This window comes from Acidovorax sp. Root70, assembly GCF_001428225.1.
Taxonomy (GTDB): Bacteria; Pseudomonadota; Gammaproteobacteria; order Burkholderiales; family Burkholderiaceae_C; genus Acidovorax.
This window is the reverse complement of sequence record NZ_LMHQ01000001.1, coordinates 262,774-277,792: the sequence shown is the minus strand read 5'-3', so window position 1 is coordinate 277,792 and position 15,019 is coordinate 262,774. Positions and strand designations below refer to the sequence as shown.

Genomic DNA, 15,019 nt, shown 5'->3' with positions numbered 1-15,019 from the left:
ACGCAGGTCAAGGTGCTGACGCACTGCGCGCGCAGAATAAAAAGTGATCTGTGGCATCGGGTTGCAGGCGTTTTGAACGAACAAGGGGTCTTTCATGCTGAAGAACAAGGTGGCATTGGTAACGGGCGCGTCGTCGGGCATCGGGCGCGCCATTGCGCTGGTGTGGGCGCGCGAAGGTGCCAAGGTGGTGGTGTCCGACGTGAATGTGCAGGCAGGCGAGGAAACCGCCGCGCTGGTGCGCGCGGCCGGGGGCGATGCGATCTTTGTGGCGGCTGATGTGGGCAAGCCCGGGGACTGCGAGGCGCTGGTGCAGCGCACCGTCGCCCACTACGGCCGCCTGGACGTGGCCTGCAACAACGCGGGCATCGGCGGCCCGCAGGCGCCGACGGCCGACTACCCGCTGGACGGCTGGGCGCAGGTCATCAACATCAACCTGTCGGGCGTGTTCTACGGCATGAAGTACCAGATCGCCGCGATGCTGAAGAACGGTGGCGGCTCCATCATCAACATGGCATCGATCCTCGGCGCCGTCGGGTTCGCCACGTCGCCTGCCTACTCCGCCGCGAAACACGGTGTGTTGGGCCTCACCAAGGCTGCGGCGTTGGAATACAGCGCCCAGGGTGTCCGCATCAACGCCGTGGGGCCCGCCTTCATCCACACGCCCATGATCAGCGGGCTGGAGCAGGACGCCGGCATCAACGCCATGCTGGTCAGCGCCCACCCCATCGGCCGCCTGGGGCAGCCCGAGGAGGTGGCCGAGCTGGTGACCTGGCTGGCGTCCAGCAAGGCGTCGTTCGTGACCGGGGCGTATTACCCGGTGGATGGCGGTTACCTCGCGCGCTGAAGCGCGAACAGGCGCTCAGGCCGGGGTGGCGGCTTGGCCGAGCGTGGCGTGCGCCCGGGCAGCGATGTCCAGCGAGCGCAAGCGCAGCGCAGGGTCGTACACGTCGCTCACCAGCATCAGCTCGTCGGCGCCGGTGGCTTCGCTCAAGCGTGCCAGCCCCGCACGCACCGTGTCCGGCCCGCCAATCACGGCTGCGGCCAGAAAGTCGCCAATCGCTGCACGCTCCTGCGGTTGCAGGCGCGCAGCGTAGCCTTCGATGGGCGGGAGCAGGCGGCGGCGGTCGCCCGTCAAGATGCCCAGCACGCGCTGGTAGGTGCTGCTGGCCAGGTAGTCGGCCTCTTCGTCCGTCGGGGCTGCGATCAACGGCACGCCAATCGCCACATAGGGCTTGGGCCAGGCGGCCGAGGGACGGTACAGATTGCGGTACAGGTCGATGGCCTGGTGCAGCAGGCGCGGCGCAAAGTGCGAGGCAAAGGCATACGGCAGACCGCGCTCGGCTGCCAGCTGGGCCGAAAACAGGCTGGAGCCCAGCAACCAGATCGGCACATTGGTGCCCGCGCCGGGCATGGCAATCAGGCGCTGGCCGGGTTCGGCAGGGGCCAGCAGGCGCTGCAGCTCGGCCACGTCGCGCGGAAAGTCTTCTTCGGTCTCCACCCGATTGCGGCGCAGCGCTCGCATGGTGGTGGGGTCGGTGCCCGGCGCACGGCCCAGCCCCAGGTCGATGCGGCCGGGGTACAGCTCGGCCAGCGTGCCAAAGGCCTCGGCCACCACCAGCGGGGCGTGGTTGGGCAGCATCACGCCGCCCGACCCTACGCGGATGCGCGAGGTGCCGCCGGCAATGTGGCCCACCAGCACGGCGGTGGCGGAGCTGGCAATGCCCGCCATGTTGTGGTGCTCGGCCAGCCAGTAGCGGGCAAAGCCCAATTTTTCGGCATGCTGGGCGGTGCGCAGTGCAATCTGCAGCGCGTCGGCCACGGTGCCGCCTTCGCGGACGGCAACCAGGTCAAGCATGGACAGGGCGGGGCGGCTGGGAATGGAAGTCATGCGCAGATTGTCCGGTGCCCGCAGCTTTTGCGCAGGGGGTGGGCGCAGAGCTGGCAGTGACAGCAGGGTTGCCCGCGCCCGTTTTTACCCAGCGGTCATTTTTTGGTAGCCAAAACGGTGGAGTCACCACAAAATGTTTCAAGACATTTCCGCGCTGGCTGCCATCCTGCGCTGCGCGGACCAGTCGTGCAAAAGGGATGACGCATGGGTTTTTTCAGCCGCTTGTTCAAGATCCGGGAGCAGGACCCCACCAGCCCCGAGACCACCTGGGCTATGGAAGACAACGGCAGTGAATTGGTGCTGGACGCTGAATACGCGGCCACGCTCATGACCGAGATCGACATCGACGCTGCCATCGCGAGCCACGAGCGCTGGCGCCTGCAGCTGCAGGACATGGTCAACGGCCGCTCCGACGAAGTCATGCGGCCCGAGCGCATCTGCCAGGACGACCGCTGTGACCTGGGCCGCTGGCTCTACGGCACAGGCCGGGTGCGCCTGGGGCACTACCCCGCGTTCGACATGCTGGTGGCTCGGCATAAATACTTTCACCAGCAGGCGGCCGATGTGGTGACGGCCTTCCAGTCGGGCGACCAGCCCAAGGCGGCGCAGCTGCTCAACGGCAGCTGCCGCCACGCGTCCAACCAGGTGCTGTTGCTGCTCAAGGAGCTCAAGCGCGGATTGGGGCGGTAAGCCCTGCAGATGCTGGAGACGCCGCCCTCAGAGCGTAACCACGTTCTAGCGGCCCGGCCCGTGGCCTACCGCCTATCGTCCGCCGGGCGGCTCCGTGGCGGGCGGGGGCACAGCCAATTGCCACCCGAGTTCGGTGGCTACATCCATGCGGTGTTGTCCATCCAGCGTGTAGTGAATCTGCGTACCCATGGGTGCGTCCAGTTCGGGCAGCAAGGCGTGCAGCGCTACCCGCGCATGGTCCAGTACCGGGGCGGTGATGTCGATGCGGATGAATTCCGCGATGCGCTTGCCGTCCGTGCGCGCTGCGCCCAGCGAGTCGCCCCAGCCGATCACCATGCCGACTCCCCGGGCGCGCAGAGCCTGGTCAATCCGGTCTTCGCGTTGGTGCAGCGGGTCCACGGTGTGCCGGGTGGCCGGGATTTTCACGAACAGGAATGCCGGCCGATCATCCGGCGTGGAGAGCACGGCTGGGGTGGGAGGAGGGGCGGAGGCGCTCATGGCCGGGCTGAGGTGGGTTGTTGGGGCGCGCGCAGAGGGGTGCTCAATAGCTGCGCCCATCCTTGTACATGGCATGCTGACGGCGGTTCAGGGTAGCAGCTTCGCCCAAGCGGCCCATGGCCGCCCCGGCATGCGCATGGGTGATGGCCATGCCCAGGCCGTCGGCCGCATCCGTGCCCGGCAGGCCTGGCAGCTGTAGTAGCCGCCGCACCATTTCCTGCACCTGGCTTTTGGCGGCGCGGCCGTGGCCGACGACGGCTTTTTTCATCTGCAGCGCGGTGTATTCGGCCACGGGCAGGTTGCTGGCTACCAGGGCGGTGATGGCGGCGCCGCGTGCCTGGCCCAGCAGCAGGGTGGACTGGGGGTTGACGTTGACGAACACGATTTCGACCGAGGCCACATCGGGTTGGTAGCGGGCTGCGACCTCGGTGATGCCGTCGAACAGAATTTTGAGGCGTCCGGGCAGATCGCCCAGCGCGAGGGTGGTGGTGCGGATGGTGCCGCTGGCCACGTAGCTGAGTTGGTGGCCGTCCATGTCCACCACGCCGAAGCCGGTAGTCTGCAGGCCGGGGTCAATACCAAGGATGCGCATTTGCTCTCGTTTTTATAGCTATTGGGGCAATGGGGACTAGCGCTATCGGCCGATTCTTCTACAAACCGAAGTACCAGCGTGCCGAATGGAAGAACACGGGCGCTGCAAAACACAGGGCATCCACGCGGTCGAGCAGGCCACCCGCACCCGTGACGGACATGCCCTGCATGCCCCAGCTGGTGATGCCGCGGTCGCGCTTCAACGCCTTCATCACCAGGTGCCCCAGGCTACCCGCCACGCAGGCCAGCAGGGCCATGCCGAGCGCCTGGCCGGGCTTGAAGGGGGTGATGAAGGTGAGCAGCCCGCCCGCGAGGCCGCCGGCGGCCACGCCGGCCAGCCAGCTCGTCCACTGAAAGCTCTGGCTCACCTGCGGTGCCACCGGCTTGTGCGGAAAGCGCCGTCCCAGCAGGTGCTGCACCAGCATGCACGTCTGCACCACAAACACCAGGAAGAACACCAGAAACGCGCCCTTGTCGCGGTAGCCTGGAAAGTCCAGCAGCAGCAACGCAGGCACGTGGCTCATGCCGTACACGCAGACCATGATGCCCCACTGCAGCTTGGCATTGCGCTCAAGAAACCGCTGGGGGTCATTGGCCAGGGCACTGACCACCGGCAGCGCCAGGAACACATACACGGGGATGAACACCGTGAACAGGTCGAAGTGCTTGCTGCCCACCAGCCAGAACTGCAGGGGCAGCACCACAAAGAACGCCAGCACCAGGCTGCGGTGGTCGCCCCGGCGCGTGGGTGACAAAGTGATGAACTCGCGCAGCGCAAAAAAGCCCACGATGGCAAACAGCACGGTGGCCACCGTCTCGCCCAGCACCCAGCCCACCCAGAACACGGTGGCCATGACCCAGGAGGTCTTCAGCAGCCCCCAGAACCGCTTGGCCTCCAGGGCCTGGGCTTCGGCTTCGGGGTCGTCGCTGGCGTGCTCGCGCAGGTTGCGCACAAAGGCCCACACGGTGACGATGGACAGGATGCCGAACACGACCAGGAACAAGGCCCCGATCTGCTGGGTGGCGGTGAGGTTGCGCAGAAATTGGTTCATGTCAGCGCGCTCCCGCGAGAGCGGCGTTAGGCAAGGGCAGGGGCTTCGGACGGGTCATGGTCAGACTTCCCGCAGCGCAATCACGGCGCGGCGTGCGCGGTCCAGGAAGGGCCGGCGCTCTTCACCCGCTTCGAGCTGGATGGGCGTGCCAAAGGTCACCGAGCACAGGATGGGCACTGGCACCACTTCGCCCTTGGGCATCACGCGCTGCACGTTGTTGATCCAGGCGGGCACCAGCACCACCTGCGGAAACATCTGGGCCAGCTTGAACAGGCCGGATTTGAATGCCTGGGGCTCGTCGCCATGGCCGCGCGTGCCCTCTGGAAAGATCACGATGGAGTCGCCACTCTCCAGTGCGCGCACCAGCGGGGCCAGCGGGTCGGATTCGGGCAGGGCAGCGCGCAGCTCCTCAGGCGTGGGCGCGCGCGGCGGGACTTCGGGTGAGGGGTCGGGGCCACCGGCGGCCGCAGTGTCTGTATCGGCTGCTGGGGCCTGAGCTACGGTGGGATCGGCGGCCACGGGCGCTGCGGGCCGCGCCGGCGTGGCCTGTCGGTCCACATACACGGCGTTGAACACGGCCGTGGTGATCCACTGCCGGAACGGCGTCTTGGTCCAGTAGTCCTTGGCGGCGATGGGCCGCGTGATGCTGCGCAGCTCCTCGGGCAGCGCGGCCCAGATCAGCACCATGTCGGCATGGCTCTGGTGGTTGGCGAAATAGATGCGCTGCTCGGCCTTGGGCGGGCAGCCGTACCAGCGGGCCTGGGAGCCGGTGAGAAACCGCACGATTCCCAGCAGGAGGAGACTCATCAACTTGGCAAGCATGGCGGGGATGATACGGGCGCTGGGCCCGCATGCCCGGCAAGGGCCGGGGCGGCGCTACACCCAGATGCGATACGCCCAGAACGCCTCGTCGCCATAGATGCCGTTGTACAGCGCTTGCGGCGCGTACCCGGTGATGCGGCGCGTGACGCGGCACAGGTGCGACTGGTCCGAGAACCCCGCGCCCGCCGCGACATCGGCCCATTGGACCGAGCCCTGCGCGGCGTCGACGGCGATGGTGTCAAAGAACGCCTGCTCGGCCTTGCCAAAGCCACGCAGCTCACGCAGGGGCAGCCCGGCCCAGCGCTTGATGCGCCGCTCCAGCTGGCGCAGGCTGCGGCCGGGGGCGGACAGGGCGGCGCGCTGCGCCAGGTGTGCAGCCCAGTCACCGTAGCGCTGTGTGGGCAGGGGCTGGGCGGGGCGGCAGGCCTGCCAGCGGGGCTCCAGAAAGTCTTCCAGGTGCTGCATACGCGTAGCGTTGTCCGGCAGGTTCTGCACCGTCTCGCACAGCGCCAGCCAGTCGGGCGGTAACAGCGACTGTGCGTCCACCATGCGGTCGGTCAGGGTGCCGGGGTCCACGCCGGTGAGCTGGAGCAGCGCGTCGGGCATGAACATCACCATCATGGCGTGTGTGGGGCCTGCGCAGTAGCTGGAGGTGGGGCGGGTCTGCGGGCCGGCCAGCACCCAGCGACCGGGGTAGGCCTCGCGCGGGCTGTGCTGCGTGGGCATGGTGTCGGGGCGCTCGGCCACCAAGGCCTCGCTGCGGCCTTCAAACCACCAGCTCAGGCTGCACAGCGGCGAGGCCGGAAAGCGGTTGATGCGCTGTGCATCGCTGAGCGTGTGGCCCACCGTGCTGCGCGCCATGGCGGCCCGCACGCAGGCAGTGAGGCTGGCGCGCGGCAGCCACAGCTCGCCCGAGGGGATCAGCCCGGCAGGGTGCCGAGGGGAGAGGGGGGCCAAGCTTGCCATGGGGCGCGAGTGTAGGCGACGGGGGCTGTCGCAATCGTTCAATACGGCCCGGCTGTTGCACTGCAGCATGCGGGGCATGAACTCGACCACTGCCCCTGAGGCGCCTGCCGCCATTGCCCCAGCTTCCGCCCCCGCCGTTCCACCCTCGCCCGTACTACCGAGCGGCCCGCGCAGCCGCTGGTGGGGCCTGCCGCTGCTGCGCGCCATGCGGGCCGACTACCTGGGTTTTGTGACCCAACTGCAGCGCGAGCACGGCGACCTGACCCGCATGCGCTTAGGGTACGAGGATGCGTGGGACCTGATGCACCCCGACCTGGTGCGCGAGGCGCTGGTCACCCATGCCGACCAGCTCATCCGCTGGGAGCGTGGCATGGAGGTGTTCGAGGAAGTGTTTGGCCAGAGCGTGCTGGTGACTGAGGGCGCCACCTGGCAGCGCCAGCGCCGCATGCTGATGCCCGCCTTCACGCCCAAGCGGGTGGCAGGCTATGCGCAGCTGATGACCGATGCCGCCCGCAGCGCGCTCGACGCTGCCGTGCCTCCGGGCCAGTCCGGTGCCCAGGTGGCCGTGGATGCGCTGTGGACGGACGTGGCCATGGACGTGATCCTGCGCACGCTGTTCAGCACCTCGGCACAGGACGATGCGCGCGAAGCCGCCTGGGCCACGCAGACGCTGTCGGAAACCGCCTTTCGCGAAATGTTCATGCCCTTTACCCTGCCCGACTGGCTGCCCCTGCCGGGCAAGGCGGCCAAGCGGCGCGCGATCCGGTCGCTGAAGGGGCTGGTCTGGCGCCACATCCATGCCCGCCAGGCCGAGGTGGCCGCACCCGGTGCACAGGAGCGTTCAGACCTGCTGCACATGCTGCTGGCCCTGCGCGACGAGCAAACCGGCGAGGCCTTGTCGGCGCAAGAGGTGTTCGACCAGTGCATCGTCAGCTTCCAGGCCGGACACGAAACCAGCGCCACCACGCTGCTGTGGTGGACCCTGCTCATGGCCCAGCACCCCGAGGCCGCGCAGCGCGCCCAGTCCGAGGTCGATGCCGTGCTGCAGGGCGGCACCCCTGGCCCCGAGCATCTGGCCCAGCTGCCCTGGCTGGGTGCCACGCTGAAAGAAGCGCTGCGCCTCTATCCCCCGATCGCCGCGCTGATGAGCCGCCGCACCACTGCGCCCATCACGCTGGGCGGCGTGCCGGTGCCCCAAGGCGCCATGCTGCGCATCACTCCCTGGGTGCTGCACCGCGATGCGCGCTGGTTTGTCGAGCCGGACCGTTTTGCGCCCGAGCGGTTTCTGGACGGCGCGCCACCTATTCCCCGGGGCGCGTGGATTCCGTTCGGCCTGGGGCCGCGTGTGTGTATTGGCCAGCACTTTGCGATGCTCGAGATGACGCTGTTGGCGGCCATGCTGCTGCAGCGCTACACGGTGCGGCTGCTGGAGGGGCGCGTCGTGGGAGCGCCCAGGTTTCAAGTGACGCTGCGGCCGGAGGGGGCGTCTGCGCTGTGGCTGCAACGGCGCGAGGCGCCGCAGGGGCGATAAGGCGCGCTGCTTACGTGTGGACGATGTTCAGGGCAGCTCCGCGCCGCCCATCCGTGCCAGGATCGTGCGCGTGCGCCCCGCCAGGTAGGCCGACCCCGGCGTTTTCTCGAACCGCTTGGGCGCAGGCAGCATCACCGCCAGGCGTGCGGCCTCGGCGGTGCTCAGGCGGCTGGCGCTCTTGCGGAAGTAGTGCTGTGCAGCGGCCTCGGCGCCGAACACGCCTTCGCCCCATTCCACGTTGTTGAGGTAGATCTCCAGGATGCGCTGCTTGGAGAGCAACTGCTCCAGCGCCAGCGTGAGCACAAATTCCTGCCCCTTGCGCAGCAGCGTGCGTTCGCCCGACAGCAGCAGGTTCTTGGCCAGTTGCTGGGTGATGGTGGAGCCGCCGCGGATCTTTGCTGTGCGCACGGGGCGGTCGGGGGCGCGGGCCTGCGCCTTGCTGGCCTGGGCTTCGGCCTTGGCGTTGCGCTCCCAGGCCTTTTCGATGGCTGTCCAGTCCACGCCATCGTGGTTCACAAAACCATCGTCTTCCGATGCGATCACGGCGCGTTTGAGGTGGTCGGAGAGGCTGGCATACGGCACCCACTGCTGGCGCCAGGGCACATGGCCTTTGCCGGCCAGCAGCGTCCAGGCTTCGGAGCGCTGGAAGGTGGTGGACTCGGGGTTGACGGCCGCCATGGCGGCGATGCGCAGCACAAAGAACAGCTGCAGCGCCACGAAGGCAATCACCAGCAGTCCCAGCCAGCGCAACACGGCTTTCATCGTGGCGTCCCCGGGGTTCAGGCGGCGGTGGATGGCTGCATTTCGCGCAGCACCTGGGCCGAAGGCGGGCGCACACCGCGCCACAGCAAGAAGGCTTCAGCAGCCTGTTCCACCAGCATGCCCAGGCCGTCGCGGGGCACGGCGCCGTGCTGGCGCGCCCAGTCGAGGAAGCCTTGCGCCGCAGGGCCGTACATCATGTCGTAGGCCAGGGCGCCGGGGCGCAGCACACTGGCGGGCACCGGGATGCCGCCGCCAGAGAGGCTGCTGGCCGTGGCGTTGATGATGACGTCGAAATTGGTCGATAGCGCTAGTGGGTCTTGCGCTGACAGCTCTGCTTTTTGTAGCGTTGCCAGGGCGCTGTGCGACTGCACCAGCGCCTGCGCCTTGGCCAGGGTGCGGTTGGCCACGGTGATGTGACGGGCCCCCGCCAGCAACAGCGGGCCCAGCACGCCCGCGGCGGCGCCCCCCGCGCCCACCAGCAGCACATCGCGCCCGGCCAGCGACACGCCCGCGTTGCGCGTGATGTCTGCCACCAGGCCCAGGCCGTCGGTGTTGTCGGCATACAGGCTGCCGTCGGCGCGGAAGGTGAGGGTGTTGGCTGCGCCGGCGAGCTGCACGCGCTCGCTGCACTCGGTGGCCAGGGCAGGCGCTTCGGTCTTGAAGGGCACGGTGACGTTGCAGCCACGACCGCCCTCTGCAGCGAATGCGCGCACGCCCTGGGCAAAACCATCCATGGACACCAGACGGCGCTCGTAGGCAATCGCTTCGCCCGTCAGTTCGGCAAAACGGGCGTGGATGGCGGGCGAGCGACTGTGGGCGACAGGGTTGCCCATCACGCAGTACAGATCGGGGGATTGGCTCATGGCAAAGGCTTGTGGGGGTGGCCCTGTGCGGGGCCGCGCCGGGAACTACCGGACGCTGGTTTCTAGGGTCTGGTCGCGGGTGAACTTGAAGCGTGCCACCATCGCGATCTGGTCGGCCTTTTTGCGCATCTCGGCATTGAAGGGCCCGAACGGGCCTGCGGCGCGGGCAATGGCTTCTGCGCGGCGGTCCAGCGTGGCGTTGCCCGAGCCTTGCGCGATCTCGGTGCCCAATACACGGCCGTCGTGGTTGACGGTGACGATCATCGTCAGCTCGCCATATAGCTTCTTGCCGCCTTGCTCGGGGAAGTTCTCGGTGCCCTTGTCTTCCACCTTGCGGCGCAGCGCGTCGTAGTACACGGCGTAGGCCTCTTCGCGCGTAGCGGGGCTGATGTAGCGCTTCTTGGGGCGCGAGTTCTCTTCGTTGATGCGCTTTTCGATCTCGGCCAGCAGCTTGACGAGCTGGCGGCGCTTTTCCTGCTCGCTGGCCTGGTCGGCGCTCTGGGCGGCCTGGCGCGGGTCGGGCGCGGGCATGGTCGCCAGTTGCTTGCGCAGCTGCGCCAGCAACTGGGTCTGCTGCTCCTGCATCGCATCCATCTTGCGCTGGGCTTCTTCGAAGTCGTCCCCGACCGTTGTCAGCGCGGTATAGGGCAGCGGGCTGGTAGCCCGGCCTTTCTCTGCGTCACCGCCGCCTGCCAGGTTGGCCTGGGCAATCGCCTGGGCCTTGTCGGGGCGCTCATTGGACTTGGCGTTGACCAGGATGACTTCGAGCGGCGTGTCCTGGAACACGCGGTTGAAGCCCTCAGGGTCGATGAAGCGCACCGAGATCAGTGCGGCGTGCACGGCAATCGACACGCCCAGCGCCAGCTGCAGCGTGCTGAAGGTGCGGAGGAAGGCGGGGAGTTTCATCGCCGGCAATTATCAAGGGGGATTCAAGGGGTTCGGGGGATATCAGGGCGCCGTGGCTGCTGCAGCGGCGTCGGCGGGTGCCTCGTTCACGTCCACTGCAATCGCAATCGGCCCGGCCACGGTGTCGTCGTCCTCGGCATCGTCCACCGGGCCGTCATCGCTGGTGTCGGCCGGGTCGTCCAGGCGCTCGATCACGGTGCCGTGGATATCGAGGGTGATCTCGTCCACCTCACCCAGCTTGACCTTCAGGCGTGCGCCGCGCGGCAGGTTCTGCGCGCCCAGCACCGGGAAGACCAGCGGAATGTCGTCCGCCCGCACCAGGAAGCTGCCGCCCGGCCCTTCCTTGAAAACGGTGGCGTTCAGCTCGGTGATGCCGTTCTGCTCTACATACTTGAGCGTCCAGAAGCGTTCCATGCCCGCCTGGTAGCCGTTGTAGGCGCTGTAGGCCGCGTCAAAACTGCTGATGATGGAGAACAGGTCGGCGTCCTTGGGCTTGAAGGGCGCGGCCAGCGCGGCCGTCTTGCCGTGGCGCGCGCAGGCAATGATCTGCCACTGGTTGACCAGATCGGTGTAGCGGCGCAGGGGCGACGTGGCCCACGAATAGGCCTTCACGCCGATGCCCGCGTGCGGCAGCGCCTTGGTGCCCATGCGCACCTTTACGCCCGGCGCCATGCTGGCCTGGCTGCGGTAGATGCCCGGCACGCCCAGCTCCGCCATCCAGCTGCCCCAGGTGCTGTTGGCCACGATCATGGCCTCGGCCACGATCAGGTCGAGCGGTGCACCGCGCTGGCGCACGCTGATCTGCACCTGCTCGCTGCCCGTGGGCTCGGCGCCGTTGTTGCCCACCAGGCGGAAGTTGTAGTCCGGCCGGTTGAAGTTCTCGGGCTTGCCACGCACGACTTCGCGGCGGGCCTTGAGGTCTTTGGCCAGGCGGTGCAAAAATGATAGCTGTGGGCGCAATTCGGACAAGCGCTTGGGGTCGTTTTGGTGTTCAAACGACGGATCGGCCAGCCATTCTTCGGTCACCACGCTGTCGAGCTGGTCGTGGCGCAGGTTGGCGGCCACGTGCACGCGCTCCAGCTTGGTCTCAGAGCCCTTGAACTCCAGCGTGGCTTCGTCGATGGTGACGTAGAGCGACACGGCGGGGTTGGCGCGGCCTTCGTCCAGCGTGTAGGTCTGCACCACGTCGTCGGGCAGCATGGTGATCTTGTAGCCCGGCATGTAGACCGTGGACAGGCGCGCGCGGCCGAGCTGGTCGATGGCGCTGCCCGGCTGGATGGCCAGGCCCGGCGCCGCGATGTGGATGCCCAGCACCACGGTGCCGGTGCCCAGGCCCTGGACGGACAACGCGTCGTCGATTTCAGTGGTCTGCGAGTCGTCGATGGAGTACGCCTGCGCGGTGGACAGCGGCAGCTCGTCGGCAATGACGGGCGCCGTGACGGCCGGAAAGCCCGTGCCCTTGGGAAAGTTCTCGAACAAGAACCGCTTCCAGTGGAACTGGTAGCTGGAATCGATGGCGCCCGCCTTTTGCAGCAGATCGAGCGGCGCGGTGTGCGTGGCGCGGCTGGCGTCGACCACGGCCTTGTACTCGGGCGCGTTCTTGTCGGGCTTGAACAGAATCTTGTAAAGCTGGTCGCGGATGGGCTGCGGGCATTCGCCCCGGCCCAGTTGCGCGGCCCACTCGTCGATCTGCGCGAGGAGTGCCTTCTTCTTCTCGATGGCGGCCAGCGCCTGCTGAAGGATCTCGGCCGAGGCCTTCTTGAACCGGCCCTTGCCCGCGCGGCGGAAGTAGTGCGGCGCGTCGTACAGGCGGAACAGCGCACCGGCCTGCTGGGCCAGGGTGGCGTTGTCGGAGAAATAGTCGCGCGCCAGGTCGGCAAAGCCGAACTCGTCTTCGGGCGCGAATTCCCAGGCCAGATCCAGCTCGATGGTCTCGGCCACGGCCTGGGCCTGGGCAACGAGTTCTGCCGGGGCGGGTTTTTCGAACTTCAGGAGGATGTGGGCGGCCTTGACCTTGACCCGTTTGCCAGAGTCCAGCTCGACCTGGGCGGAGGTATCGGCTTCGGACAGGATACGGCCGGCGAGGAATTTGCCGGCTTCTTCAAACAATGCGTGCATGGCGGCGATTGTCCCATGGGCGCCATCAGGCTACCCTGGTAGCGGCGCATATGATCCACGGCGCGTCATTTTTGCCCCTACCTGCCATCCCATGCCCTTTGCCACCATGGCCACGCCGCTGACACTGCTGGCTTTGGCGCTGCCTTTCCTGTTCTGTTTCGCGCAGGCGCCCATCAACAATTTCTGGCCCTTACTGGCGTCCTGGGTCTGCGGCGCAGTGCTGGTGCTGCTGGCCTTGGCGCGCTCCGGCGGCTCGCAGGCGCAGGACCAGGAGAGGGAGACCGGGGTTGCGCCAGCCCTGGTGTCGAGCAGGCTGCTGGCGGCCGGCCTTCTGGTGGCGGCACTGGTGGCGGCGGTCATTGGGCTGCTGCAGTATTTTCAGGGCGACCCCGGACTGCCGGGGGTGCAGCCCTCTACCCTGGGGCAGGCCGTTGGCAACCTGCGCCAGCGCAATCAGCAGGCGACACTGCTGAGTCTGGGCGTATGGGCTTTGCTGTGGGGCCTGGTGCAGGTGCGGGGGCATCTGGAACGCCCGTACCACGCTGCGCCGCCGCGTGGGCGGATGGAGTGGCCGGGCTGGCTGATCGGTCTGCTGATGGCCTGGGGGCTGGCATTGCTCGCGATGTCGGGTGCGGCCACGGCGTCGCGCACCGGGGCGGCGCAGTGGCTGTTGATGCTGGGTCTGATGCTGTGCTGGCGCGCGTCATGGGGGCGCCTGGTGCTGGGGTTGGGCGTGGTTGGCCTGGTGCTGTACGGTGTGGCGGCGTGGTGGCTGCCCCGCCTACTGCTGGATTGGACCGGGTTTGCCTCGGATGGGTTGTTTGTGCGCATCCTGGACGAAGAGCCAGGCTGCACCAGCCGCCGTGTGTTGTGGGCCAACGTACTGCATTTGATTGCGCAAAAGCCCTGGGCGGGCTGGGGCTGGGGCGAGCTGGACTACGCGCACTACATCACGCTGTTTCCGGGCGAGCGGTTTTGTGTGTTGCTGGACAACGCGCACAACCTGCCCCTGCACCTGGCGGTGGAGCTGGGCGTGCCGGTGGCGCTGGCCCTGTGTGGTGCAGTGGTGGTGTGGGTGCTGCGCGAGCAACCCTGGCACGAGGCCGATCCTGCGCGGCAACTGGCCTGGGGCATCCTGGCGTTGGTGGGCCTGCACAGCCTGCTGGAGTTTCCGTTGTGGTACGGGCCGTTCCAGCTGGTCACGGTGCTGGCCATCGCGTTGCTGTGGCGCTGGCAGTTGCCCAGCTGGGCCACATCTCTGGGCGCGCGCCGGGTGATGGTGGCCGTCATCGTGGCGGCGCTGGCACTGGGAGCCTGCGCAGGCTGGGACTTTTACCGCGTTGGTCAGCTCTACAAACCACTCGCCGAACGCCCGCCATCCCTGCGCAATGACACGGTGCGCAAGGTAGGCGACACGCCGTTCTTCACCGACCAGGTCGATTTTGCGCTGCTGACCACGATAGAGCTTTCTCCCAGCAACGCGGGCCAGGTCTTTGCGGTGGCCAATAAGCTGCTGCATTTCTCGCCCGAGCCCCGGGTGATCGAGCCGCTGATCGAGAGCGCCACGATGCTGGGGCTGGATGACGAGGCGGCGTTTCACCTCAAGCGTTACCGCGCTGCGTACCCGGCGGACTATGCGCGCTGGCGGGAGCAGGGGCGGCGGCTTTCGTCACACCTGAAGCCCTGACCGGATGTGCTGCGCACGGCCGCAGCACGCTCAGGCCAGCCGCAAGAACTGGCTGACCAAAGGCAGGTATTCCCCATAGTTGCCCAGCGCATGGTCACCCCCCTCCAGCACCACCTGCTGCGCTTGGGGGTAGCGCCCCACCATCTCGCGCCAGTCCAGCACTTCGTCGCCCTTGGCGATGATGGCGAGTTCCGGCGCAGCGGGCGGGCGGCCCCGCATGTCCAGGGCCTGCAGCTCCGCGATGTACTCCGGTAAAAAGTAAAACCGCTCGTTCGGGTTGTGCCAGGTGGTCTGCTCGCCGATGTAGCGGGCCAGGTCGCGCGCCGGGTCCACGGCGGGGTTGAGCATCACGCTAGGGCAGCCCGCGTGCTGGGCCACCCAGCTGGCGTAGAAGCCGCCGAGCGACGAACCGATCACGGCCATGGAGTTGCGGGGCCAATCGGCAATGCCCTGTGCCACCTGCGCCATGGCGGCCCGGGGCGATGGTGGCAACTGGGGGCACCAGACGGTGACGGAGGGGTGGTGCGCTGCCAGATGGGCGGCCGTCTGGCGGGCCTTGGCGGAGGAGGGGGATGAACGAAAGCCGTGCAGGTACAGCAGGTGGGTGGTGGTCATGGGCAGAAAGTGATCGGGGCAGGGGAATCA

Annotated in this window: 15 protein-coding genes; 4 read left to right on the top strand and 11 right to left on the bottom strand. The window is 67.7% G+C overall.

Annotation, left to right across the window (positions count from 1 at the left end):
* Window positions 1-94: 94 nt before the first annotated feature.
* Window positions 95-844, top strand: coding sequence for an SDR family NAD(P)-dependent oxidoreductase (locus ASD94_RS01235; RefSeq protein WP_056637430.1), 750 nt, complete (start codon window positions 95-97; stop codon window positions 842-844).
* A gap of 15 nt (window positions 845-859) precedes the next feature.
* Here the strand turns inward: ASD94_RS01235 and ASD94_RS01230 are convergent, their stop codons facing one another.
* Complete coding sequence (locus tag ASD94_RS01230) at window positions 860-1,888, bottom strand: LLM class flavin-dependent oxidoreductase (protein ID WP_056637429.1); 1,029 nt, start codon at window positions 1,886-1,888, stop codon at window positions 860-862.
* Window positions 1,889-2,092: 204 nt separating this feature from the next.
* Here ASD94_RS01230 and ASD94_RS01225 point away from each other — a divergent pair, with 204 nt between their 5' ends.
* Entirely contained in the window at window positions 2,093-2,578 is a 486-nt protein-coding gene (locus tag ASD94_RS01225) for a CZB domain-containing protein (RefSeq protein ID WP_015015652.1), read from the top strand.
* A gap of 72 nt (window positions 2,579-2,650) precedes the next feature.
* On the opposite strand, the gene ASD94_RS01220 is transcribed toward ASD94_RS01225, so the two are convergent.
* From ASD94_RS01220 to ASD94_RS01200, 5 genes are read right to left on the bottom strand one after another with little or no spacing between them, the layout of a single operon-like run.
* The gene (locus ASD94_RS01220) at window positions 2,651-3,076 is read right to left on the bottom strand and encodes a hypothetical protein (protein WP_156391306.1); all 426 of its coding nucleotides are present in this window, start codon (window positions 3,074-3,076) and stop codon (window positions 2,651-2,653) included.
* 43 nt (window positions 3,077-3,119) lie between these two features.
* Complete coding sequence (gene ruvC / locus ASD94_RS01215) at window positions 3,120-3,668, bottom strand: crossover junction endodeoxyribonuclease RuvC (protein WP_056637423.1); 549 nt, start codon at window positions 3,666-3,668, stop codon at window positions 3,120-3,122.
* A gap of 58 nt (window positions 3,669-3,726) precedes the next feature.
* Window positions 3,727-4,719, bottom strand: coding sequence for a phosphatidate cytidylyltransferase (locus ASD94_RS01210; RefSeq protein ID WP_056637421.1), 993 nt, complete (start codon window positions 4,717-4,719; stop codon window positions 3,727-3,729).
* 60 nt (window positions 4,720-4,779) lie between these two features.
* Window positions 4,780-5,541 (bottom strand): lysophospholipid acyltransferase family protein, encoded by a 762-nt coding sequence (locus ASD94_RS01205; RefSeq protein WP_056637416.1) that lies wholly within the window; start codon window positions 5,539-5,541, stop codon window positions 4,780-4,782.
* Window positions 5,542-5,595: 54 nt separating this feature from the next.
* Window positions 5,596-6,507 carry a helix-turn-helix domain-containing protein gene (locus ASD94_RS01200; RefSeq protein ID WP_235510530.1) on the bottom strand — a complete coding sequence of 304 codons (912 nt, stop codon included), beginning with the start codon at window positions 6,505-6,507 and terminating at the stop codon, window positions 5,596-5,598.
* A gap of 76 nt (window positions 6,508-6,583) precedes the next feature.
* Here ASD94_RS01200 and ASD94_RS01195 point away from each other — a divergent pair, with 76 nt between their 5' ends.
* Window positions 6,584-8,038: a cytochrome P450 gene (locus ASD94_RS01195; RefSeq protein WP_235510521.1), complete on the top strand. Its 1,455-nt coding sequence runs from the start codon at window positions 6,584-6,586 to the stop codon at window positions 8,036-8,038.
* Between the two features lie 27 nt (window positions 8,039-8,065).
* Here the strand turns inward: ASD94_RS01195 and mtgA are convergent, their stop codons facing one another.
* The 4 genes from mtgA to ASD94_RS01175 are packed head-to-tail and all read right to left on the bottom strand — an operon-like array spanning window position 8,066 to window position 12,687.
* On the bottom strand, window positions 8,066-8,800 hold the full coding sequence (gene mtgA / locus ASD94_RS01190; RefSeq protein ID WP_056637406.1) for a monofunctional biosynthetic peptidoglycan transglycosylase: 735 nt from the start codon (window positions 8,798-8,800) through the stop codon (window positions 8,066-8,068).
* Window positions 8,801-8,817: 17 nt separating this feature from the next.
* Window positions 8,818-9,663: a shikimate dehydrogenase gene (gene aroE / locus ASD94_RS01185; RefSeq protein WP_056637403.1), complete on the bottom strand. Its 846-nt coding sequence runs from the start codon at window positions 9,661-9,663 to the stop codon at window positions 8,818-8,820.
* Between the two features lie 45 nt (window positions 9,664-9,708).
* A complete protein-coding gene (locus ASD94_RS01180; protein ID WP_056637400.1) occupies window positions 9,709-10,569 on the bottom strand; it encodes a TonB family protein in 861 nt (286 codons plus the stop codon).
* A 42-nt stretch (window positions 10,570-10,611) separates the two neighbouring features.
* Window positions 10,612-12,687, bottom strand: coding sequence for a ribonuclease catalytic domain-containing protein (locus ASD94_RS01175; protein ID WP_056637397.1), 2,076 nt, complete (start codon window positions 12,685-12,687; stop codon window positions 10,612-10,614).
* Between the two features lie 91 nt (window positions 12,688-12,778).
* On the opposite strand from ASD94_RS01175, the gene ASD94_RS01170 reads away from it, so the two are divergent.
* The gene (locus tag ASD94_RS01170) at window positions 12,779-14,374 is read left to right on the top strand and encodes a Wzy polymerase domain-containing protein (protein WP_056637396.1); all 1,596 of its coding nucleotides are present in this window, start codon (window positions 12,779-12,781) and stop codon (window positions 14,372-14,374) included.
* Between the two features lie 30 nt (window positions 14,375-14,404).
* Here the strand turns inward: ASD94_RS01170 and ASD94_RS01165 are convergent, their stop codons facing one another.
* Entirely contained in the window at window positions 14,405-14,989 is a 585-nt protein-coding gene (locus ASD94_RS01165; protein WP_056637395.1) for a YqiA/YcfP family alpha/beta fold hydrolase, read from the bottom strand.
* Between the last annotated feature and the right edge of the window lie 30 nt (window positions 14,990-15,019).